This is a genomic window from Alteromonas sp. ABV4_150 (assembly GCF_056311745.1).
In genome coordinates, this window is record NZ_CM149971.1 from 60,142 (window position 1) to 81,050 (window position 20,909).

Genomic DNA, 20,909 nt, shown 5'->3' on the forward strand with positions numbered 1-20,909 from the left:
TCGTAACCACTCTTTCAAGTGTATTTTCTTAACCCTAGATTTTATATTTAATCCAGGGCTATCACCTTTTAACGTTATCCTTATTTAAACGACACGCTCGCGGATAAATGCACAAGATTATCGTCACTATCGGTTACGTCTAACAGTGCACTACTGTCCGTTTGACAGTGCTGTTTAACATGGATGTCATTAGGCAAAAAAACTGGCTTTTTAAAGCGGCATTTTACTTCTTTCACGGTTATAGATTGAGCGTCCCCTTGGTGACTTACAAACGCTGACACTACACGAGACAAGGTCCACATCCCATGCGCTATGGGCTGTTTAAATCCAAAGGCTTTGGCCGATATGGCAGACAAATGTATAGGATTATAGTCGCCGGAAAGCTTAGCATAGCGTCGCCCCGTGTTTGCCGATGCGTTAATTTCAGCAATGAGTGTTCTATCTTCTAAATTACACTCGTCATTTGAGTCACTTGTCGAGCCACGTGGCGCTACGTGAACGGCTTTAACTTTCACCAGATAGCTGCTTATCGCCCTGTAGACTAGACTCCCCGATTGAAGACCTTCTAACATGACATCCACTTCCCAACCGCGACTATGGGGTCTCACATCGTGAAAACGTACGCGACATTCGAATGGCTCGCTCAAATCACAATGTTCTAAGACCACTATTTGGTTGCCGGCATGAATAAGCCCAAGTAACGGAAATGGACTTTTTTTGTCTAGCAAACACTGGATTTGTAAAGGTAACGAAAGCATTTGCATATAAACAGGATGAACGTGCTCGCTCGCGGGCCAGTCGACTTCTTGGCAAAAGTCAGCATAGTGCACATTATCGACATTGAGTGTTTTTGTATATATGCGCTGCGGCAAAGTCGGCGGCTTAAACTGCATAAGCTCTCTAGCATCAACGCGCTTGAATAACGCTTTAGTATACTCACGAAACATCTTTTAAATTCCTTTAAGGCGTTGCTTTTCTCGCGAAAACAATAGCTCTTGCCAATCTTCTGTAGTCAGCCTCGCAGCACTCACCTTTTAAAACCCACGTTAAATGGCTGTAGTCTTTTTCAAACCATCTACGTTTATGGCGCAGTACATTAATGCAAAGCCCCCAGGTAAAAAGCTGTGAGGATTGATGAATTTTCATCGAAGTACCATCGGCTACGGCATCAACTAAAAAGCTAGGTGCCTCCATGTTCGACGAATCCGATGAAGGCAAGCTGTCGCTTACAGCCCGGATAATACCATCGCTCGTGATAGAGAGTGCATATTGGGTAGCAGAAATATTGTTACTAAACGCGTCATACAGACGTTTGCCTATCACTAAAGTGAGTGTGGCCGCGACAGATGTAAGCGTTGTCTTGAAGCTCAGCCAGAACCACAAGTATTGAGGAAGGCTGCATAATGCCGCGATGATGCAGGCAGCTACACATACCTCCCCGAAAACTTGTCTTAGTCTATTGTGTATTATGCAAATTCTATACTTTGACACGATTTACGATAGTCGCCACCATGGCGGCTAATTCGGGGTCTTCGCACTTTTGATGCCCCATTATCCAAGCAAACAAATCCGGATCATCACTGGTAAGTAAACGTTCAAATGTTTCTTGGTCTTCGTAACTTAGTGAGTCAAAGGCTTCTTCTACAAAAGGAAGCAATAGTACATCTAACTCTAGCATGCCTCTGCGGCACGCCCACTTTAATCGGGCTAGTCTTTTTGGTTCAAACATATGTCTTTTATACCGTTTTTTATTCGCCATCAATAATACCATGTCCTACGGCTGGGGATCACTGCTCTTTTGGTCGGATAGACAAACTAAATAGAACTTAATCTGTACACATTAGTGTGTATTACCCTTGAATATTGCTGGTTTTACCATACCTTGAGTACATACAGCGAAATTTAAAGTGGTGAATATGACATCTATCGCAGCATTACAAAATCTTCCTCATGAGTTTATGGCCAAGCTTTCAAACACCATGACCATCTCATTGGAAGGAGAACAGGCTGACAGCTACCTTCAAGGGCAAATCACGGTCAATATCAATAAACTTGATGACAAAACGGCAAGGCATTTTGCGCATTGTGACAATAAAGGCAAGACGTGGTCTACCGGGTACGTGACTCGTCATTTAGACAAATTATTGATGCTTACAAATCATGACGCGGGCAGTCACTCGTTAGCCCAGCTAAATAAGTATGGTGTATTTTCTAAGGTCGATATAATTGATGATACGCAGGCTTACAGTGCTTTCTTCATTTCACTCGATGCTGCAAGGTCTGACGAGGTCAATGCCCTATTAGGACAACTTTTTTCAAACGACGAAGTCGCACAAATTGTTAAAGACAATACCTCTGATAAAAGTATGCTACCGAAAATAGAAAGCGAGCATGGCGTGGCATTTGTAGCGAACACTACTCGCAAAGGCATTGTTGTTCTTTTAGATGAAAGCGGCGCAAAGCAATTAAATACCTTAATAGAGGCAAAAATTGTGGCTTGCTATTCCCACGTTGTGTTTGACGCCATTCAGATAGAAAGCGTACACGCCCTAGTACAGGGTGAATCGGTGGCGGAATATGTACCACAAATGATTAATGTACATGCGCTTAACGGTATCGACTTTGATAAGGGTTGTTACATGGGTCAAGAAGTAGTTGCACGAACACGCTTCTTAGGTAAAAACAAACGTGCCGCCTACAGCTTTAAGCTTGAAGAAGAAGTAGATATTAAACCTGGCGATAGCCTTGAAAAGCAATTAGGTGAAAATTGGCGTATAGCGGGCAAAGTACTGAATGTTGCGTCGCTCGATAACGAAACCTGGTTTATTGCCGTGTTAAATAACGACACTACCACCGAAGATTTACACAGGTTGGCTGATAACAACGCTATTACCTGTTACCCTAATAGCTTGCCGTACAGTATTGAGCAGCAAGCAAGTAATATTGTGAAAAAACGTCGATAAGCAGTTTACTGCTGTATTAAATTTATTGCCCTTGATTTTTAAAGGGCCAAGATAGGATTTGTTATGACAATTACTTCTGACAGCGTTGTAACGCTACACTACACCGTATCTACCGAAGACGGCACAACGCTAGACTCTTCAGAAGGTAAATCGCCGCTAGTTGTACTTTTAGGCCGCCGCTTCTTAATTGAAGGACTAGAAGATGCTCTTGTCGGTAAATCGAAAGATGATAGCTTCAACGTTTCTGTAAACCCTGAGAAGGCTTACGGTGAACGTTCTGATGAACTTGTTCAAACCGTACCTCGTTCAATGTTCGACGGTATGGATGTTGAAGTTGGTATGTCTTTCCGCGCCACTACCCCACAGGGTGAGCAGTCTGTAATCATTATCGAAACAACTGACGAAGAAGTTGTTGTTGACGGTAACCACCCGCTAGCAGGTATTCCGTTGACGTTCGATGTAACGGTTGTAGACGTGCGCGAAGCGACAAAAGAAGAGCTGGAGCACGGTCATGTGCATCAGGAAGAGAGCAGCTGTTGCGACCCGAAAACAGGCGAATGCTCAGAAGATAAGCACTAAATTGTGTTCAACGTATCAAAAAGGGAGCCGCTGGCTCCCTTTTTCATTTTCGAATAGTACGGTTAATTTATATAGCGTCTTCGTTTTGTTCACCAGTACGAATGCGCACAGCGCTTTCAACGCTGTAAACGAAAATTTTGCCGTCACCGATTTTGCCCGTTTTAGCAGATGACTGAATGGCTTCTACCGCTTGTTCAACGCGGTCATCATCTAGCACAAGCTCAATTTTGATTTTAGGTAGGAAGTCAACTTGGTATTCAGCACCACGATAAAGTTCAGTATGACCTTTTTGGCGTCCGAACCCTTTCACTTCTGACACTGTCATCCCTGCGATACCGACTTCAGCTAGCGCTTCCCTAACATCGTCCATTTTGAACGGTTTAATGATAGCTTCAATTTTTTTCATGACTACAACTCATCGTAAATTGTTGGAATTGGTACACGTTTATGTTGTGTACGCTCATAAATATAGAGCAATTTCTCTTCCACTTCTGCAGAAACAGGCTTGCCTTCCAAAAAGTCATCGATTTGGTCGTAAGACATGCCTAGCGCTTGCTCATCAGCTTTCTGTGGCGACAGGCTTTCTAAATCGGCGGTTGGCGCCTTAGTGATTACATTATGCGGTGCACCTAAATGGGCTGCCACTGCACGTACTTGGCGCTTGCTAAGACCAAATAATGGCGCTAAATCACAGGCTCCATCACCGTACTTGGTATAAAATCCTGTAATATTTTCAGCCGAATGGTCTGTACCGAGAACAAGTCCATCAACCATACCTGCAATTTCATACTGTATTACCATACGAGTACGCGCTTTGACATTGCCTTTGACAAAGTCCTGCTTCGCATCACTTTCAGGAAGAAGGTTGGCGTTAGCGAGGGCTTGTGAAGTTGAGGCATGAATTGCGTCTGCGCCTGGTTTGACGTTCACCGCTAGCGAATGGGAGGGTTGAATAAAATCAATAGATTTTTGTGCATCTTCTTCATCAGCTTGCGTATCATAAGGCAATCGAACCGCAATAAACTGGTAATTTTCATGATGTTCGTCATTTAATTCGTTTACTGCTAACTGCGCTAACCGACCCAACGTACATGAATCAATTCCCCCACTAATACCTAGTACCAGCGAATTCAAACCTGAGGTAAGCAACTGCTTCTTGATAAAAGATACTCGACGTGCAACTTCATATTCGACGTCAATTTCAGGCAGCACTTTCATTTCATCAATAACTGCTTGTTTTTGCATTGTAATATCCACGTATTTTTGAGGCGTCCTGGAACTCGATTCTACGACAATATCACTTCAGATGTTAGTGATATCCTCGCATCTCTTTGATTTACATTGCACTTACTGTTCAAAGGAAAGTGCAAGAGGTCTTTATTTTATTGTTGTTGGGCGTAGGCATCGGTGGTGCGAAATAGTTAACCGTAAGGCGTATGGTCAACTATGCGATATCACGGTAAAACATACCTTTGCGACCGTATTTTAGTTTACCCTAAAAGATAGACGAGTAGTGCATATTTATCGCGTGGTATCATTACATCGAAGATAGAATAAAAAATAAATTGAAGGTGAAGAAGGTTTTTCTTCTAGGTAAGCCCTAGTGACTGAGGCACCTATTGAGCATTGGCTTTACCTACTGTTTGTTCAGTGCAACTCATGAGTTAAAATTCAGTAAAGTTCGGAAATTAGCACCCTCACAATGATAAGAACAGAATTAAAAAAATATCCAAAAGTCTTTATCAATCAAAAAGGCCTTACGCTGTTGGAGATGCTGGTCGCTGTTGCTGTGTTGGCGATTATTCTTACCACTGTCGCGCCAAGTATACAAAGCGTTCTTATCAAAAATAAAATAACATCAGATATCAATAATTTAAGTGCCGTGGTGCAGCGGGCAAGGTTTACTGCGGTAGACGAACAAGCCAGTGTCGTTTTATGTCCGACAGAAAATTACACAGTCTGCACAAGCAGCTGGAAAAAAGCGAAAATGGTGTTTGTCGACACAAATGGTAACGGTAACCGTGACAATAGCGAGGCGCTTATTGTCGCAAGCGATCCGCTTAATTCTGCAAACGCTATCTACGGTGTAACAGGAAGCTTAACCTTTGATCAGCAAGGCGCAATAAGCACGGCAGCCACAATTACGCTGTGCCCCAAGGACAATGATGCTGACTATGCGTCGGCCCTGATACTTTCGCTATATGGACGAATTTCAGTAGCTGTAGACAGTGACGGTGATGGTAAAAAAGAAGACTTAGATGGAAATGCGCTGTCTTGTAGTTGATAGCCTAAGCTAATTTCCACAATTACTAGCCGAGTCTAGTATGCGCAGTTGATAGACCATACCCATTACTATGTTACCAGCATTCTCTTGGTGCCAACGACGTTTCATTGATTTTTATAGTCCTGCAATTGTCATCTTGTTTCTTAAATAAGAGCGTAGCTGCAACTTCATACTCACCGCTTTGACTCATTGTTTGCGCAATGCTGACTTTGTCCATATTGGCTTGAGGAAGTGCGGTTAACGGCAGATAAACACCAGTCTCTAACCAACTTCTCGACTGCATTGACTGTATTGATAACAAGTACGCTTTAACTTGATTTACTTGGCTTAATTGCCAAGCTGAAATAATCGCTGTAGTCGTTGCCAAACTCAATATACTTACAATCGCCAGCACCGCTAGCGCCTCAACAAGTGTAAATCCAGCCCTAAAAGTTTGCCTGTCTAATCTAATGTCATTCCCTTCCATGGTACAGCTTTCTCTCAATAAGTTTTTCGGTAAATTAAGCCTAACAATTTACCGTTAGCACTTTTACTGGACTTGCGTATGGCTTTTCCTGAAAGAAGAAATAAAAACAGAGAAAAGAATGGGTATGGGCGCGCAATAGGCATGTCGCTCACTGAACTACTTATCGTAATATGTATTACAAGCATATTGTCGGTAAGCGCGGTTCCGTCATTTCAAGCGTGGTTAGAACGAAACGATTTCAAATATTTTGCGTCGCAGTTAGCCAACGCCGCTAAGCAAGCGCGTATTTATGCACTAACCCGTAAAAGGCCTTTTTACCTAATTACAAAATTTGAAAATGCGAACTGCGTAATAATCAGTGACGATGAAGACTGTACCTGTTCAACATACCGGCACTGCGCGCAAAATGATGCCGCGTATTGGGAGCTTCCCGCCAAATGGAATTCAAAGCTAACAACGTTAAACGCAAAAGACAAAACTGTAGCTTTCAATCAACAGGGTACACTCAATTTCGGCAGCGCCACCACATTTAAGCTGTCCAGCGATCAATTTTCCGCCAAAGTCACTGTTAGCCCGCTGGGACGCGTGAAGTTATGTAGCGAACAGCACATTACAGGCATTACGCCATGCTAGCTTTCTCAAAGACGTTAAACTGCTCAAATACAAATAAAATTGGCGGCTATAGTCTTACAGAGATAATGGTGGCTTGCGCTCTGTCAGGCATACTAATAACAGCGATAACGACATACAGTGTAAAGTCTCACGTGAGCTTATCGTCGCTACAGCACGCCACTTCTGTAGAAGAAGACGCGCGAGCACTACAGGATACTGTCTCTCGGCATCTAAGTAGGGCTGGATTTATTGAAAATAACACTTTTCTTACGCCGTTTTTAACTCTTGCAAGTACCAGTCATTCACAGCCAAACGTGACTCTTAGTCACCGCGCTGGTGAAACACCAAACAGCTGCATTACGTTTTCCTATGACAAAAATCGCAGCGGCGCTATTTCTGCGACGCAGGACGAAATGTTTGGGTATCGACTACACGATAAGTCAATTGAATACAGAGTGGGAGGAAAAACCTGTGCGCAAGGGGGATGGTTTGATTTGACCGACCCGAAGACTATCGAAGTGACTCAATTCGCAGCAAATGTATTGCACAAAAGCAGTTGGGGTGCCGCTTATGAAATTAACTTCAGCCTACAAAGTGTGATAGACCCCAGCTTTGTGATAAGCAAAACGTTTGTGGTGGAGGTAGTTAATGAGAGGTAAAGCATTATTAGAAAAGAAGAATACCACCACATACATACATAGCTTTATATGCACGCCTTACTTTTTAAGAGGGAAACAACAAGGTATGGCGATCCTCGCAATTGTCGCCATACTTCTGAGTGTAGTAACCTTTACTACCATAACCACATCGCAAAACGTTCAACAGTACTATGCCATTCATAAAATCAGACAAGATAGTGTAAGCTCTCACGAAATGTTAAAGAAACACCTTAAAAGTGTAGCAATGGCGCTTAGAACGCAGAGCATTTCAACGGCACTAAGCACTACAAACAAGCCTTTTCTCTCGACTACAGTGCATAAAGAAAGCCTAAAGGGTGATGAACAGCAGCCGCTCACGCACTACGAAGTAAGCGTTTCTCACAGTACAGAAAGCATTAAATATAAAGCTAACTTTCTTCGTTACCCTGCCCTTCTAAGACTGCCAACCACAGCGCAGCTATTTTCATGGGATAGCCAACTGACTCTGTGGTTGTTCAATCGAAGTGTGGCCGAACTAAGTTCAGCATTTTTTCCAAATAGCGTGACAGCTTCTGATTGCCACAACTTGCTGGATGCCACCGTCTATTGGATAAATGGAGACTGCGCTTTGTCGTATAGTGACCTAACACATACATCGAGTTCAGCGCCTACCTTGCTAATCGTGGTAGATGGAAATCTTACTATAAGTGCGAATACTCATTTTTTTGGGCTCATCGTCATGCTTTCGACATCTGCAGCTACCCATGAACTTCATCTTGCCGATTCAAGCTCAATCGAAGGCGCATTCGTATCTAATGCTCAGTTGCAACAGCAGATTAGTGGCCTGTTGATACCCTCAGCGCAGGTTCTTAGAAATCTACAAACAGGTGCTCAGATGGCGAAAATAATCCCTGTTCCGGGAACTTGGTATGACATCGATTAAAAAACCACATCAAAAAGAGTTCAAAAGCATACTGCCAGCTAAAAACGTGACTGCGCTTAAAAATGATAAGTTAAGTTCTCTCCGAGGCAATGCATGCAACGGCGGAGTGTTAATAGAGGTACTCATCGCGCTTTTTATTTTTATGAGCTCTAGTGTTTATTTACTCTCTAGCGAGATTAAAACGCGGGTACTTTTGCAGGCAACATTAAAGTTGCAAGACGAACAGACACAACAGTTAAATACTACGAGATTAGCCCACACGCAAGATTATGTAGAGCAACGCTGGGAGGATATGGCAGTGTTTGGTATTCCGATAATCACACCTTAGCGCATTATTGTTCGCCAAGGTGTAATAAAAAGATGCATCAGTTCAGCGTTAGCAAGACCAGCAATATTCACCGGTTTCAAGCGAGCCGTTATTGTTTTTGTCCCACCCTTTTCTACCATCGCTGAAGTAGTAAAGGGTACCATCTGCCCCTTGTCCAGAGCCCGACACAGGAGTTGCTCTCAATTCAAAATCCGTCGCACTCGCAGATTGAATAGTCAAATTATAGCGACGGTTAGCTATTGGCTCTGAAGAAGGTGAATGTGATGCAAAAATAGAAGGAGCCCCTGTATCCCCCCCACTTGCTCCAGCGCCTTTGTAACTGAAAGAGCCACTATGATGACGCTCCATCGCGGACGCTAAACCTAATAAATCGGCCTGACCCGTACCACGATATCCGTCAGCGATCACCCCCTGATACGACGGATAGGCAATGGCAGCGATTATGCCAACAATAGCCACTACTATCATCAGTTCGATAAGTGAAAAGCCCTGTACGTTTCTTTTTAATTTCATGATTATTCCCTTTCGATTTCTGAATGCCAGCTACCACGCTGAATACGTTCAAACCGTCCGTAGATGTTTTCAGCTAAACATTCAAATGCGCTGGCACAGGCTTCGTCGTTACCGTCCTCGTCAACCTCGATTACTGCAGACACGCACTCGGTGCCTAGGCATACAACCGGGCTAACAATATCTTCGATGAGTATTTTGGTTTCAGGTGCAATACCGGTTTGCTTCAAGTCAGCAACGCGATCATCGCCATTTACCTCACCGTCATTGTTCACATCTGTGACAGCATTGCCGTTGAACATACTAACCAGGTAGGCGCGACTACTTCCAGTAGGCGGTGCACAGGCGCTTGTGCTACTTACAGCCGGAACATAGGTAGTAAAGAACACTTTGTAGTCAATAATAAGGGGAGACGACAGTACTTTCTCGCCATTCGTTGTTAAGTTCAAATACCACCCGTCTTTATTGGCAAAAGCTGCGGCTGCTAATGCACGCTCATTCTCATCGCTGCTGTTTAATGCATGGCTAGTTGCATTATACATTTTACTTTCGGTCACAGTAGTCATGTACGTGTATTTGCCGTTCTCATCGCGTTTGAATACACCACTGTCTTTCAGCATGTAGAAGTTATCATCCACTACGGTATCAAGTGGAGATGCACGCCACCCGCTTCCCAGCGCAACTGCATAATACAATTCATCACCTAATGCGATTTCCGTTACATCCGGGCCATAGTAAAAACGGCGATTGGTTTCTTCAGTATCGCCACCGAAATCGGCAATACGCGCACCTTTTATAAAGTCAGCGCCAGACTCACCGTTATAGATGTCCAGACGGAACAGTTGACCACCTGTATCAGACACATACATGTGGTCGGCTTCACCATCATTATCTCTATCGATGACAGAAATACGCCCAGGAATACTGTAGGTCATATTGGACAAGTCAAGATTAGAATTTTCGTTACTAGCGTGCCAGAGCAGACTTCCGGTATCAGCATCAAACATGTAGACTGCGTTGCCAACTACATCGTTAGCTCTTAAAGAGCGGTCATCTTGAGCGTCGTCATAACCGCCTCCAACAATCATCACATTTCTTACCACACCGCCCATATTTACTTTTGTGATAGTAGGTTTCGACCATGTTTGACCAAGCTTAGTCAACGCTCCCTCGCCACCGGTAAGTTGAAATTTAAGCTTAGGTGAATCTTTGGCTGTAACGTCAAAGACATAATAGTTACGGCCGCCTCTACGCATGCCTACATAAAGATACTTCTTGTCTTCCACTGTTCGCAGAACCATATCGCCATCTATTCCATATTCATGGTCTAGCGATGGAGTATCCTGGTAGAAATGATGTAAGTTTTGCAGCAGTTCCTTTGGCATAATGGCAAAGTTTTCTTCGCCAGTAGCAGTGTCAAATGAATGAAGCATGCCTTGATTAGTCGCCACGAAAATAGCCGAATCATTAGTGCCGTAGTTCACGATAATAGGCTGTGAGTGAATAGGGTCACCCATTTGGGTTCTGTAATCGCTAGTACTGCCATCGCCATTGCTATCTTTTACATCAACACCACGCGCCCACTTTAATATTGCTTCTCTAAGGTCATCGGCATCAGTTTCATTTTGAATCGCGAGGTCTTCAGTCGTAATTGAAGAGTTATCTTCATGAAGCGCGTTATCCTCACCCACTATACTACCCGTGCCGTCAAACACATATATGTTGCGGTTCATCCCCAAACGACTAGCGGCTCCACCTTCACTCACCTCACTGCCGTCAGCAAGTGTCGACCAATAGCTATGGGAATTCTCGGCAAAGAACCCGGTTTCGCTATCTACTGCACCGTGGCTGTTCTTATCCAGAATTTCGTCTCCGCTCAATCTGTAGCGTTTCAAATTACCCGGCCAAATTGCGCCTTCGCTGGGCTTAAATAGTGCGAAATACAGCTCGTCTCTGTGGGTAAGACGGTTTAACTGGTTTACCGCAACACCAGGAGAAACAAACGTGGCGTTCACGTCTTTCACAGAACGTAGAATAGTATTGAAAGCTTCAAGCAAATCAGTGCTGTTGTCTGCTTGGTAAAAACCTCCGCCACTTTGCAGCGCAAGTTGGTTAAGGAAGTTATTAGCGGTATTATTCGCCGCGAAACCTATCGTGTGCGTGATTACTCTAGGCCCAATAACCGATGTAGACGTATCGCTGATGTTTTTGACCAGGTCAAGGCCGCACTTTTCGCCGCCACTACCCGTACAGTTTTTACCTAGCAGCGTTTGAATTTTAGACACACTATGATTGTTATTTGCTTCACCGTCAGATAACAAAACGATGTGATTATTGGTTTGACACTGTAAGTCAGATACCGGCGAAATATAGGTCGCGGGAGTCGGAATTTGTTCTGTAACACAATCGGTGTCAGATAAATTATCTTCTGTACATCCTGACGGCAAAATTGAGTCCGCACCAATATAGGAACTACGGTGACTTACCCTAGTACTTCTTCTAACGGAGTTATTGACATCATTCTCACCACGTTTGCGGCCATAATCAACACTTCGGCCTCCATAGTAATTCGTGGCTTCTAACAATGTATCTACAATAGGTGTAAAGCCGTTGGCACTTAGTTCGTCAATTTTACTAATTAAGTGTTCGCGTACTGATGCAGTAGAGCCAGGCGTAGCAGCACCGTTGTATTTAACGATCAATCTTGGCGCTTTAGATGGCGAATTATAGGTATGCGCTCCTCGATACGACACGAAATCGTCCATTACAAAAGCCATATCATTGCCTGACTGCCAACCAGAACGGTCAACGATTTGCTTAACAATACTGCTTATATCGGGCGTTCGATAATCGTTATTGTTGTAGAAGCTGGGCATTGACCACATAATGCCAGAGGTCTTTGGCAGATTCCTCAACCGATAGCGCTTATTGGGATGAAAATCTGATGCATCATCGGCAGCTACCCCTCGTATACGCATACTCGCATTTCCATAAGTTCTAGTACTGTATGCCGTAAACTCTAAATATGCTTCTGTAACTTCTGCGCCCTGTGGAATATTGACGTTTCTAAAGCGAACGCCGATGTAGTCATTGTAATAAGAACTAAAAGTAAGCTCGCCACCGGTGTTAGGGTAGCCATTATAATCCTCTTCAGAGTTATCTTTAGCGTTACCAACCTGGTAAATACCCTCGCCTTGCACACACCCCGTCGCCGTAGAATCGTCATATGACACGACTAACTGCGGTGCGCCGCTTTGCCCCACATCACTCGCCCTCGCCTCTCGACCACTAGCGGTATCTGAACTTGAACCTTCGATCAGAATATTTATGTCTTTTCCGCCACACCAAGCAGACAAATCCACAACTTCTTGTATTACTGCGCTTATATCTGGTGTAGTGATAATTTCGCCTGAAGCGGGAAAGCTATTATCAGTTAACCATTCTACATTGGCGGCTGTTTTGGTCCGGTCGCTAATATTATTACTGCTTGAAGAAAATTCGGTACTAGACGCTGATGCTTCTGCTGAAATGACCAATGAAGTGCCTGCTACGTTAAACCCTTCAGAGGTAAGTCGAATATTAGCACTAACTATAGTGGCCCCTTGCGGTATGTTTAAATCAGTAAAGCGCAAACCAGAAGTTACGGTTTGTGTGCCACTACTTAATATCAAGTCGTTGCTATCTGTAGTCACACTACCATTGATTTCATGGGCATCATGATTATTGTCGTTAGTTGAAACAATAATTTCAGGACGCACAGCCTCATCAATATTACGTATAGGATAAAGGATTGGCCCGCCATAATCAGAAAATCGCATCAGACCAGCATTAATGTTTGTGGCAGAGCGCAACGCGTCTTTCAGCGCGTTTTGTACCCGAAGCATTCTGGTCTGACTGGTGTTATCATAAGACCCCATACTTCCCGATGAGTCCATTATAAAGAGTACATTTGGGTTATAGGTAACCGCACTGCTAGCGTTCCCCAGGTAGATATCAAGATCATCACCAAAGGCGGAAAAGCCAATACAGCTAAACAGCGTAATAGAAGCAAGGTAATGTGTTATTTTTTTCATCATAATACCTATTGTGAAGCTGGGCCGAAGACGGACGCAGCCAGGCTATTGGCAACCACAGTGGACTTACCTGAAACTTTTCCGCAACCCCTAATAATAAATACGTGGCAGTTGACATTACTTCCACCGATGACATTACTTGACCCTCGGCACGCTTGTTCACGAATAAACGCCGTCCGCGACCAGCTTTTTGAAGAAGCTTTCGTTTTGATAGGTACCATCTGTAGTATGCCTATCCCCAATGGTTAAGCCGCCTTCGGTCATGTATCTATCAGTCCATTCGTTCTCATCGAAACAACTCATCGTATCGTTATCAGGATCAAAAATAGTGCCTTGCCTAGCCTCTGACAGAGGATCTGTTTTTGCTGAGTCAGTGAGCAAGGTTTCATCTTCAGATTCAAAAAACACGCCTGCTATTGCCGCTTCGGCAGCGTCAAATGCTAAACCGCTTTGCTGCATCGACACGGCCATCTTTGATTGAGACAAGCTGCTGGTTACAGCGCTTACGCCTAAAACCGTGATAGACAGCAAAACAAGTAGCGCAAATACCATAACTAAGCCTTGCTGCCTCATTTCGAACTCCTGACAAAATTCTTCATATTTCTTAGGGCTAAGGTCTTCGAAAAGACTTGATAATAGTGGTCGGTCGTCATTGTTTTAGACGCTTCATTTAAGAGCGCATATTTTTGTGCCTGAGTTTGCCTCACTTCATTTTGATAGCTTTTAAGCATTATTGCCCACCGTAATGACACCACTTGCTGATTGAGTGCTCTTAGATTATTGATATCATCGGCCGTTACGTAGGTGACGGCCTGACCATTAGAGCTTGTGATAACATCTGACACGCCAAACTGCACTTGAAAGCTTTCTACGTTATCCAGCAATGTTATTGTTACAGGGTCAACGGATTGTGATTTAAGGCCAAGTAAGACACGCCCATCGTAACCGGTGCATTTTAAGGTGCTGCCGCTCACGAAATAATGATTAACCACGTGAAATTCACGGCCCGCGTAACCATGGGTGTTACCCGTACAGTCTTCATTACTCAAAAGACTCACAACGAGTTTATCGCTGCCACCGCTGGAGGTTTGTACGCTACCCAATGTATTTTTGGTAGGGAAGTCTCCGGGCACTGCTACAGGATGGTTTTCCACATAGGCCGCTTCAGCAACGATATCAACAGATGTATCTACATCTGCAACGATTTGGTCGTAACGGCCAACTTCGTAAAACTCGGCGGACAGGCGGGCCATAATAAAGCGCCCGGACTCTTGAACTTGGGCTACCGCTTGATTAACTTTATTTGTAACGCTGGAGCTGATTAAAACCTGTATAACGGCGCCGGAAATAATAAGGCCTAGAGTCAAAGTAATCATTAACTCTACCAGTGAAAAACCATATTGCGCTCGTTGACGGTAGCTCTTCATAACGTGACGTCCTTAAACACACATGCATTACTGTCACCTTCGGTTTTATTACATCGCGAGTTAAGTTGGTATTGCTGGTTTCCGGAGGATGACACGGGCCACATAAGCAATATTTCAACGCGAGAGCCTGGACTGCAGTTGTAAGTGTCAGCACCGTTGTTATCATCACAGGTTACCGAAACTGTGGTTTGGGGGTTTGTCTGCACTGCAGAGCAAGAAAGTGCCCAACCATCATACTTGGCCATTTGAACTTCACTACAGGTTTGTCCTTCACAGTTCGGAATATTGGCGGGTCTTGTTAAGCAGCAACCGTAATAGGGTTGGGTAGCATTCGAGCAACTTAAGCCTGAGAAGTTATAGGTTGTGTCTGTGAAATAGTCATTGTTAGCGACCATACCATCGCCAACTGTTGCTGGGCGAGCCGCTGCGCGTAATCGCTCCGCTACTTGTGCGGCAACCATTTCTGCTTGCGTTCGGCTGATGGCGTCTTTGTTAGCGAAAGAGCCGGTAAACTGAAGCGCAGCTACGCCTAGCAGACCTACCGCTAAGATAAATAGAGTAATTAAGATCTCTATTAGGCCTACACCACGTTGAGCGTAGTTTGTGCTTCCTTTCACTTGGTTTTTCGCCACCTTTTTAACTCTCATCACTTTTGCCAAATTCTAAACGTAAGAATGGGTGTTATCACCAATTTAGTATAGTAAGACAAAAGCGCTTTACACTGGGTATCATTGGTTATTAAAACGTATAATTTTTAGCTATCTTTAAAGTTACAACCTGACTATAAACGCAGCGCTTATTTCTTGGGATACGACGCTTGGAAATATAAACTCTAGCGCATTTAAAATAACCGATTCCACAAAGCTAGCGTGCACCGTACAAGAGCATTAACCTCAAGCTCTCATATCTGTCCTAAGCACCGCTGACACGTTTCCCGTGAACAAATATTTAAACATTTGAGCAGCGAACACGCCTTTACATTAAGGTATTATTATCTATTCGCAAGTCGTTGAATTTCCAGTAGACAAAAGCATAAAAAAACACCGCAACAAAGTGCGGTGTTTTTTTATACTTTGAAAATATAGCAAGTTTAAACGACTTGCTTAACTCTCAATTCTTTAGGAACAGCAAATTCTACGTTCTCTTCGCGTCCAGCACGCTCAGAGGCTGAAACCGCTCCCCATGCTTTGAGCTTGTTTACCACACCTTGCACCAAAACTTCAGGGGCAGATGCACCAGCGGTAACGCCAATATGCTCTACACCTTCTAGCCATTCCTCTTGAATGCAATTTGCGTCAGCAATCAAATACGCTTTTGCGCCAATTTTTTCAGCCAACTCGCGAAGACGGTTCGAGTTCGAGCTATTCTGTGCCCCAACAACCAACAGTACCTGACAGTCTTGCGCTAAGTCGCGCACCGCGTCTTGGCGATTCTGTGTGGCATAGCAAATATCGTCTTTTCTCGGGCCGTTGATTTCAGGAAACTTAGCGCGAAGGGCGTCAATTACATCGGCGGTATCATCAACAGATAGCGTAGTTTGGCTGCAATAATAAAGATTTGCTGGGTCTTTCACTTCTAGCGTTGCCACATCAGCTTCGGATTCAACTAAGTAAATACCGCCATCTTCATTGCTGTACTGCCCCATGGTGCCCTCTACTTCAGGGTGACCAGCATGACCAATCAAGATACATTCAGTGCCTGTTTTGCTAGCGCGGGTAACTTCCATATGTACTTTCGTCACTAAGGGGCACGTGGCGTCAAAGACCTTTAAACCGCGATTTTCCGCTTCTTTTCTTACTGCTTGCGACACACCGTGCGCCGAAAAAATTACGATACTATCGTCTGGCACTTCGTGAAGTTCATCCACAAATAACGCTCCACGCTCACGTAGCCCATCTACCACAAATTTATTGTGTACCACTTCGTGGCGCACATAAATGGGCGGTTCGAACATTTCAAGCGCGCGCTCGACTATGGTAATCGCTCTGTCTACGCCTGCGCAGAAACCACGAGGGTTAGCTAAATGAATTTGCATAACTAATTTCCACCTTGTGCAGAAGCGCCAGGTTTAACATCAATGATTTCCACATCAAAGATAACCGTTTGACCGGCTAACGGATGATTGAAGTCCACTGTTACTGAATCGCCAGCAGCACTTCGAATAATTCCAGGAATTTCCGAACCATCTGGCTGTGCAAACGCTAGAATCATGCCCTCTTCTACTTGCAAGTCAGCACCAAAGCGGCTTCTGTCCATATAGTGAATATTGTTCGGATCAGACTGGCCAAACGCATCTTCGGGGCCTAATGTGAATGACTTTTTGTCACCTTTTTTAAGCCCAAGTAAACACGCTTCAAAGTTCGGCGTAAGGCTGCCGTCACCCATTACCATTTTGGCAGGTTTGTTGTTAACTCGAGTGCTGTCAGCAGCGGAGCCGTCTTCAAGTTTTAAATCGAAGTGAAGAATAACTTCGCTATCTGCGCCAATTACTAAAGAATCTGTCATAACCTTTCCAAATACTACTTAATGGTTTCGCTACTTTTCGCGCCACTTACTTGCGCGTCTGCGCCTTCTTCACTTTTTTTATCGCCATTTTTAAACATGTCGATAATGAGTAAAGCCGCGCCTATAAATATTGCGCTGTCAGCAATGTTAAACGCTGGCCAGTGATAATTGTTTACGTAAAAATCTAAGAAGTCGATGACATAACCATGGACTAAACGGTCGTAAACGTTACCTAGTGCACCACCTAGAATAAATGCAAATGCTACGGGCAGCATTTTTTGCGAACGAGGTGACTGTTTAAGCCACCACAAAATAACTGCACTTACTACAACGGCTATGGCAGTAAAAAACCAACGCTGCCAACCACCGGCATTCTCTAGAAAGCTGAATGCGGCGCCGTAATTATGCACGTAAGTAAAGTTAAAAAACGGCAGTACCTGTATCGACTGATACAGCGACATGCTATCGATAACCGTGTACTTACTCCATTGGTCAAGGATAAACGCAATCGCGCTTATCCATAGAAACCGCAACCCCGTTTCGCGAAAAAGCTTAAGCATAGTGACGCTCTTCTCCATCTCCGTCGATGTTTGTCACACAACGACCACAAAGCTCTTCGTGACCTTCATGTGAACCAACGTCTTCACGGTGATGCCAACAGCGCACACATTTTTCACCGCTTGCTTTATCAACGCTTAGCCATAGACCTTCAACGTCTGTGGCTTTCGCATCAGACGGAGCTTCATCGACTTTGGTTAGTGAAACGCCCGATGTAATAAGTACGAAGCGAAGCTCGTCTTCAAGTTTTGCAAGTACGTTATAAAGTGACTCGGTAGCATAAAGCGAGATGCTCGCTTCAAGTGAACCACCCAGTTCGCCATCTTTACGCGCCTGCTCCATTGCCTGGTTTGCCGCATCTTTTACGCTTAACACCTGATGCCAAAGGGCATCGTTAAACGTTTCGCTTTGCGTGAAGTTATTAAACCCTTCATACCAGGTTTCAGTAAATACGAACTCACTGCGCTCACCTGGTAACGTTTCCCAAATTTCTTGAGCGGTAAAGCTGGTGATAGGCGCCATCCAACGAACCAGTGCTTCAATGATGTGGTACATGGCCGTTTGACATGAGCGACGGGCCAAACCATCTGCTTTGGCTGTATATTGACGGTCTTTAATTACGTCTAAATAGAATGAACCCAGTTCAATTGAACAGAAGTGCGTAAGCTTCTGTGACACAACTAGCAAGTCGTAGTTGTCATACGCTTCAATAAGCTCTTCCTGAAGCGCCTTGGCGCGTGCAACAATCCAGCGGTCAAGGGCAACCATATCGTCTTCTGCAACCGCATCTTTAACATCAAAACCATTGAGGTTAGCAAGAAGGAAACGGGCCGTATTACGTACACGACGATAGCTGTCTGCAGCGCGCTTTAAGATTTCATCTGATACTGCGATCTCGCCGCGATAGTCAGTAGATGCCACCCATAGACGAAGGATATCAGCACCTAGCTTGTTAGTAACTTCTTGAGGCGCTACAACATTACCTACCGACTTCGACATTTTTCTGCCATGGGCGTCTACCGTAAAGCCGTGGGTTAGCACTTCTTTATAAGGTGCGTGACCGTGCATTGCAGTAGAGGACATAAGCGAAGACATAAACCAACCACGGTGTTGGTCTGAACCTTCAAGATACAAATCGGCAGATGCCGGAATGTCGTCGCGACGGTCTACAACAAAGTAGTGAGTAACACCTGAATCAAACCAAACGTCTAAAGTATCGGTCACTTTCTCGTAGTTATCTAGTTCGCTACCAAGCAATGCTGCATCATCGAGATCCCACCAAGCTTGTATGCCTTTCGCTTCAACTTCTTGGGCCACTTTTTCCATTAATGCCCCAGACTCAGGGTGAATTTCACCAGTAAGCTTGTGCACATATAAAGGGATAGGCACACCCCACGTACGCTGGCGTGAAATACACCAGTCTGGACGACCTTCAACCATTTTCTCAATGCGGTTTTGGCCCCAGTCTGGGATCCATTTGGTTTGCTTAATCTGTTCAAGTGATTCAGCGCGAAGGCCTTTTTTATCCATGCTTACAAACCACTGAGGCGTAGCGCGGAAAATGATTGGCGTTTTGTGGCGCCAGCAATGCGGGTAGCTGTGCTCGTATTTTACGTTTAAGACAAGATTACCCTTATCTTTAACCGTTTCGATAATTTCATCGTTGGCTTTAAATACAAACTTGCCTGCAAATAGCGGTGTGTTTTCAAGGTACACGCCATTGTTACCTACTGGATTGTACACTTCGATATCGTATTGTTTGCCCACGTTAAAATCGTCAACACCATGAGCTGGTGCTGTGTGTACACAACCTGTACCAGAATCAGTCGTAACGTGGTCGCCTAGAATTAACGGTACTTCAAGGTCTAAGAAAGGGTGATTAACTTTAAGCTTATCAAGCGCTGCACCGGTACAGGTTGCCACTTCACGGAAATCTTCAACGCCGTAGCGGTTCATGCAGCTTTCAAGCAAATCTTGTGCTACCACTAGCCATTCATTTGAAGGCTGAATCTCTACAATCGTATAGGTAAGCTCTGGGTGTAAGCTAATCGCACGGTTAGCCGGCAGCGTCCACGGCGTGGTGGTCCAAATTACAACGCCTGCTTTATGTGTGGTTAAGTCGCTTTCAGATACGCCAAACGCTTCTGCGATAGCTGCCACATCGGCTACTGGAAACTTAACGTCGATGGCGGGAGAGACTTTGTCTTTGTATTCAACTTCTGCTTCAGCAAGTGCTGAACCACAGTCTGTACACCAGTGAACAGGCTTAAAGCCCTTTTCTAGGTGGCCCGAATCGACAATTTTACTTAGCGCGCGAATAATGTCGGCTTCAGATTTGAAGTCCATGGTTTTATATGGGTTATCCCATTCACCAAACACACCTAAGCGTTTAAAGTCAGCCATTTGGCCGTCAATTTGCTTTTGTGCATATTCGCGACACTTTTGACGAAATTCAGCCGCCGTAACTTTCTTACCTGGCTTACCAACTTTCTTTTCTACCATCAACTCGATTGGCAGACCGTGACAATCCCAACCAGGAACATACGGGGAGTCAAAGTCGGAAAGGTTTTTAGACTTTACAATAATGTCTTTAAGAATTTTATTAACCGCGTGACCAATGTGAATATCGCCATTTGCATATGGAGGGCCATCGTGAAGGATGAATGGCTTTTTGCCTTTTTTCGCTTCACGAATTTTGCTGTATACCCCTTTTTCCTGCCAGTCTTTAAGCATTTTCGGCTCGCGCTGAGCAAGGTTACCGCGCATGGGAAACGCAGTTTCTGGAAGGTTCAGTGTGGCTTTGTAATCACTCATAAAATTGTATTATCCGGTTACCTTAATTTTCACCCAATGCACTAAGACATTGTGAAGGCGATATTCATTTTGCGATGTTCAAATTAAAATGCTGAATTTGAAAGATTCAACGTAAAACTGGGTGTCGCCCTCACTGACGCGAGGCCGACCAAATATGTTGTAGCACTATAATGCTCTTGCAGGTATCACGATCAAGGAGCCACGTTTAA

General features: G+C 44.3%; 21 protein-coding genes and 1 pseudogene. 7 read left to right on the plus strand and 15 right to left on the minus strand.

Annotation, left to right across the window (positions count from 1 at the left end; genetic code table 11):
* Positions 1-80 precede the first annotated feature (80 nt).
* The 3 genes from ACYX4M_RS00285 to ACYX4M_RS00295 form a co-directional block, all read right to left on the minus strand.
* The gene (locus ACYX4M_RS00285) at positions 81-947 is read right to left on the minus strand and encodes a MaoC family dehydratase (protein WP_476081402.1); all 867 of its coding nucleotides are present in this window, start codon (positions 945-947) and stop codon (positions 81-83) included.
* 13 nt (positions 948-960) lie between these two features.
* On the minus strand, positions 961-1,383 hold the full coding sequence (locus tag ACYX4M_RS00290) for a hypothetical protein (RefSeq protein ID WP_476081403.1): 423 nt from the start codon (positions 1,381-1,383) through the stop codon (positions 961-963).
* Positions 1,384-1,477: 94 nt separating this feature from the next.
* Positions 1,478-1,729 carry an FAD assembly factor SdhE gene (locus ACYX4M_RS00295; RefSeq protein ID WP_014950112.1) on the minus strand — a complete coding sequence of 84 codons (252 nt, stop codon included), beginning with the start codon at positions 1,727-1,729 and terminating at the stop codon, positions 1,478-1,480.
* 187 nt (positions 1,730-1,916) lie between these two features.
* Between ACYX4M_RS00295 and ygfZ the strand changes: the two genes are divergently transcribed.
* Together ygfZ and ACYX4M_RS00305 are read left to right on the plus strand one after the other, a co-directional pair.
* Positions 1,917-2,963 carry a CAF17-like 4Fe-4S cluster assembly/insertion protein YgfZ gene (ygfZ, locus tag ACYX4M_RS00300; RefSeq protein ID WP_476081404.1) on the plus strand — a complete coding sequence of 349 codons (1,047 nt, stop codon included), beginning with the start codon at positions 1,917-1,919 and terminating at the stop codon, positions 2,961-2,963.
* Between the two features lie 63 nt (positions 2,964-3,026).
* Positions 3,027-3,542, plus strand: a complete 516-nt coding sequence (locus tag ACYX4M_RS00305; RefSeq protein WP_476081405.1) for an FKBP-type peptidyl-prolyl cis-trans isomerase — start codon at positions 3,027-3,029, stop codon at positions 3,540-3,542.
* 67 nt (positions 3,543-3,609) lie between these two features.
* Here the strand turns inward: ACYX4M_RS00305 and ACYX4M_RS00310 are convergent, their stop codons facing one another.
* Complete coding sequence (locus tag ACYX4M_RS00310; RefSeq protein ID WP_012517511.1) at positions 3,610-3,948, minus strand: P-II family nitrogen regulator; 339 nt, start codon at positions 3,946-3,948, stop codon at positions 3,610-3,612.
* Positions 3,949-3,950: 2 nt separating this feature from the next.
* Complete coding sequence (gene nadE, locus ACYX4M_RS00315; protein WP_476081406.1) at positions 3,951-4,787, minus strand: ammonia-dependent NAD(+) synthetase; 837 nt, start codon at positions 4,785-4,787, stop codon at positions 3,951-3,953.
* A 457-nt stretch (positions 4,788-5,244) separates the two neighbouring features.
* Between nadE and ACYX4M_RS00320 the strand changes: the two genes are divergently transcribed.
* A complete protein-coding gene (locus tag ACYX4M_RS00320; protein ID WP_476081407.1) occupies positions 5,245-5,826 on the plus strand; it encodes a GspH/FimT family pseudopilin in 582 nt (193 codons plus the stop codon).
* A gap of 73 nt (positions 5,827-5,899) precedes the next feature.
* Here the strand turns inward: ACYX4M_RS00320 and ACYX4M_RS00325 are convergent, their stop codons facing one another.
* Entirely contained in the window at positions 5,900-6,292 is a 393-nt protein-coding gene (locus tag ACYX4M_RS00325; protein WP_476081408.1) for a type II secretion system protein, read from the minus strand.
* Positions 6,293-6,370: 78 nt separating this feature from the next.
* Between ACYX4M_RS00325 and ACYX4M_RS00330 the strand changes: the two genes are divergently transcribed.
* The 4 genes from ACYX4M_RS00330 to ACYX4M_RS00345 all read left to right on the plus strand — a co-directional run bounded on the left by ACYX4M_RS00330 (position 6,371) and on the right by ACYX4M_RS00345 (position 8,813).
* Positions 6,371-6,925, plus strand: a complete 555-nt coding sequence (locus ACYX4M_RS00330; RefSeq protein WP_476081409.1) for a GspH/FimT family pseudopilin — start codon at positions 6,371-6,373, stop codon at positions 6,923-6,925.
* Between the two features lie 131 nt (positions 6,926-7,056).
* On the plus strand, positions 7,057-7,563 hold the full coding sequence (locus ACYX4M_RS00335; RefSeq protein WP_476081410.1) for a potassium:proton antiporter: 507 nt from the start codon (positions 7,057-7,059) through the stop codon (positions 7,561-7,563).
* Positions 7,553-8,485 (plus strand): hypothetical protein, encoded by a 933-nt coding sequence (locus tag ACYX4M_RS00340; protein WP_476081411.1) that lies wholly within the window; start codon positions 7,553-7,555, stop codon positions 8,483-8,485. Before ACYX4M_RS00335 ends, ACYX4M_RS00340 begins: the two co-directional genes overlap by 11 nt.
* On the plus strand, positions 8,472-8,813 hold the full coding sequence (locus tag ACYX4M_RS00345) for a type IV pilus modification PilV family protein (protein WP_476081412.1): 342 nt from the start codon (positions 8,472-8,474) through the stop codon (positions 8,811-8,813). Before ACYX4M_RS00340 ends, ACYX4M_RS00345 begins: the two co-directional genes overlap by 14 nt.
* A 48-nt stretch (positions 8,814-8,861) precedes the next feature.
* On the opposite strand, the gene ACYX4M_RS00350 is transcribed toward ACYX4M_RS00345, so the two are convergent.
* The 9 genes and pseudogenes from ACYX4M_RS00350 to ileS form a co-directional block, all read right to left on the minus strand.
* Entirely contained in the window at positions 8,862-9,326 is a 465-nt protein-coding gene (locus ACYX4M_RS00350; RefSeq protein WP_476081413.1) for a type IV pilin protein, read from the minus strand.
* A gap of 2 nt (positions 9,327-9,328) precedes the next feature.
* The gene (locus ACYX4M_RS00355) at positions 9,329-13,396 is read right to left on the minus strand and encodes a PilC/PilY family type IV pilus protein (protein WP_476081414.1); all 4,068 of its coding nucleotides are present in this window, start codon (positions 13,394-13,396) and stop codon (positions 9,329-9,331) included.
* Between the two features lie 8 nt (positions 13,397-13,404).
* Positions 13,405-13,969: pseudogene (locus tag ACYX4M_RS00360) on the minus strand (pilus assembly PilX family protein).
* Positions 13,966-14,823, minus strand: a complete 858-nt coding sequence (locus ACYX4M_RS00365; protein WP_476081415.1) for a PilW family protein — start codon at positions 14,821-14,823, stop codon at positions 13,966-13,968. Before ACYX4M_RS00365 ends, ACYX4M_RS00360 begins: the two are co-directional and overlap by 4 nt.
* On the minus strand, positions 14,820-15,470 hold the full coding sequence (gene pilV, locus ACYX4M_RS00370; RefSeq protein ID WP_476081416.1) for a type IV pilus modification protein PilV: 651 nt from the start codon (positions 15,468-15,470) through the stop codon (positions 14,820-14,822). Before pilV ends, ACYX4M_RS00365 begins: the two co-directional genes overlap by 4 nt.
* 443 nt (positions 15,471-15,913) lie before the next feature.
* Positions 15,914-16,858, minus strand: coding sequence for a 4-hydroxy-3-methylbut-2-enyl diphosphate reductase (gene ispH / locus ACYX4M_RS00375; RefSeq protein ID WP_476081417.1), 945 nt, complete (start codon positions 16,856-16,858; stop codon positions 15,914-15,916).
* 2 nt (positions 16,859-16,860) lie between these two features.
* A complete protein-coding gene (gene fkpB / locus ACYX4M_RS00380; RefSeq protein WP_476081418.1) occupies positions 16,861-17,328 on the minus strand; it encodes an FKBP-type peptidyl-prolyl cis-trans isomerase in 468 nt (155 codons plus the stop codon).
* Positions 17,329-17,342: 14 nt separating this feature from the next.
* Positions 17,343-17,888, minus strand: coding sequence for a signal peptidase II (gene lspA, locus ACYX4M_RS00385; RefSeq protein ID WP_334059676.1), 546 nt, complete (start codon positions 17,886-17,888; stop codon positions 17,343-17,345).
* On the minus strand, positions 17,881-20,700 hold the full coding sequence (gene ileS / locus ACYX4M_RS00390) for an isoleucine--tRNA ligase (protein ID WP_476081419.1): 2,820 nt from the start codon (positions 20,698-20,700) through the stop codon (positions 17,881-17,883). Before ileS ends, lspA begins: the two co-directional genes overlap by 8 nt.
* Positions 20,701-20,909: the final 209 nt, after the last annotated feature.

Coding starts and splice junctions, on each gene's coding strand:
- ACYX4M_RS00285 (WP_476081402.1), bottom strand. CDS start 947: ATGTTTCGTGAGTATACTAAAGCGTTATTCAAGCGCGTTGATGCTAGA.
- ACYX4M_RS00295 (WP_014950112.1), bottom strand. CDS start 1,729: ATGTTTGAACCAAAAAGACTAGCCCGATTAAAGTGGGCGTGCCGCAGA.
- ygfZ (WP_476081404.1), top strand. CDS start 1,917: ATGACATCTATCGCAGCATTACAAAATCTTCCTCATGAGTTTATGGCC.
- ACYX4M_RS00305 (WP_476081405.1), top strand. CDS start 3,027: ATGACAATTACTTCTGACAGCGTTGTAACGCTACACTACACCGTATCT.
- ACYX4M_RS00310 (WP_012517511.1), bottom strand. CDS start 3,948: ATGAAAAAAATTGAAGCTATCATTAAACCGTTCAAAATGGACGATGTT.
- nadE (WP_476081406.1), bottom strand. CDS start 4,787: ATGCAAAAACAAGCAGTTATTGATGAAATGAAAGTGCTGCCTGAAATT.
- ACYX4M_RS00320 (WP_476081407.1), top strand. CDS start 5,245: ATGATAAGAACAGAATTAAAAAAATATCCAAAAGTCTTTATCAATCAA.
- ACYX4M_RS00325 (WP_476081408.1), bottom strand. CDS start 6,292: ATGGAAGGGAATGACATTAGATTAGACAGGCAAACTTTTAGGGCTGGA.
- ACYX4M_RS00330 (WP_476081409.1), top strand. CDS start 6,371: ATGGCTTTTCCTGAAAGAAGAAATAAAAACAGAGAAAAGAATGGGTAT.
- ACYX4M_RS00340 (WP_476081411.1), top strand. CDS start 7,553: ATGAGAGGTAAAGCATTATTAGAAAAGAAGAATACCACCACATACATA.
- ACYX4M_RS00345 (WP_476081412.1), top strand. CDS start 8,472: ATGACATCGATTAAAAAACCACATCAAAAAGAGTTCAAAAGCATACTG.
- ACYX4M_RS00350 (WP_476081413.1), bottom strand. CDS start 9,326: ATGAAATTAAAAAGAAACGTACAGGGCTTTTCACTTATCGAACTGATG.
- ACYX4M_RS00355 (WP_476081414.1), bottom strand. CDS start 13,396: ATGAAAAAAATAACACATTACCTTGCTTCTATTACGCTGTTTAGCTGT.
- ACYX4M_RS00365 (WP_476081415.1), bottom strand. CDS start 14,823: ATGAAGAGCTACCGTCAACGAGCGCAATATGGTTTTTCACTGGTAGAG.
- pilV (WP_476081416.1), bottom strand. CDS start 15,470: ATGAGAGTTAAAAAGGTGGCGAAAAACCAAGTGAAAGGAAGCACAAAC.
- ispH (WP_476081417.1), bottom strand. CDS start 16,858: ATGCAAATTCATTTAGCTAACCCTCGTGGTTTCTGCGCAGGCGTAGAC.
- fkpB (WP_476081418.1), bottom strand. CDS start 17,328: ATGACAGATTCTTTAGTAATTGGCGCAGATAGCGAAGTTATTCTTCAC.
- lspA (WP_334059676.1), bottom strand. CDS start 17,888: ATGCTTAAGCTTTTTCGCGAAACGGGGTTGCGGTTTCTATGGATAAGC.
- ileS (WP_476081419.1), bottom strand. CDS start 20,700: ATGAGTGATTACAAAGCCACACTGAACCTTCCAGAAACTGCGTTTCCC.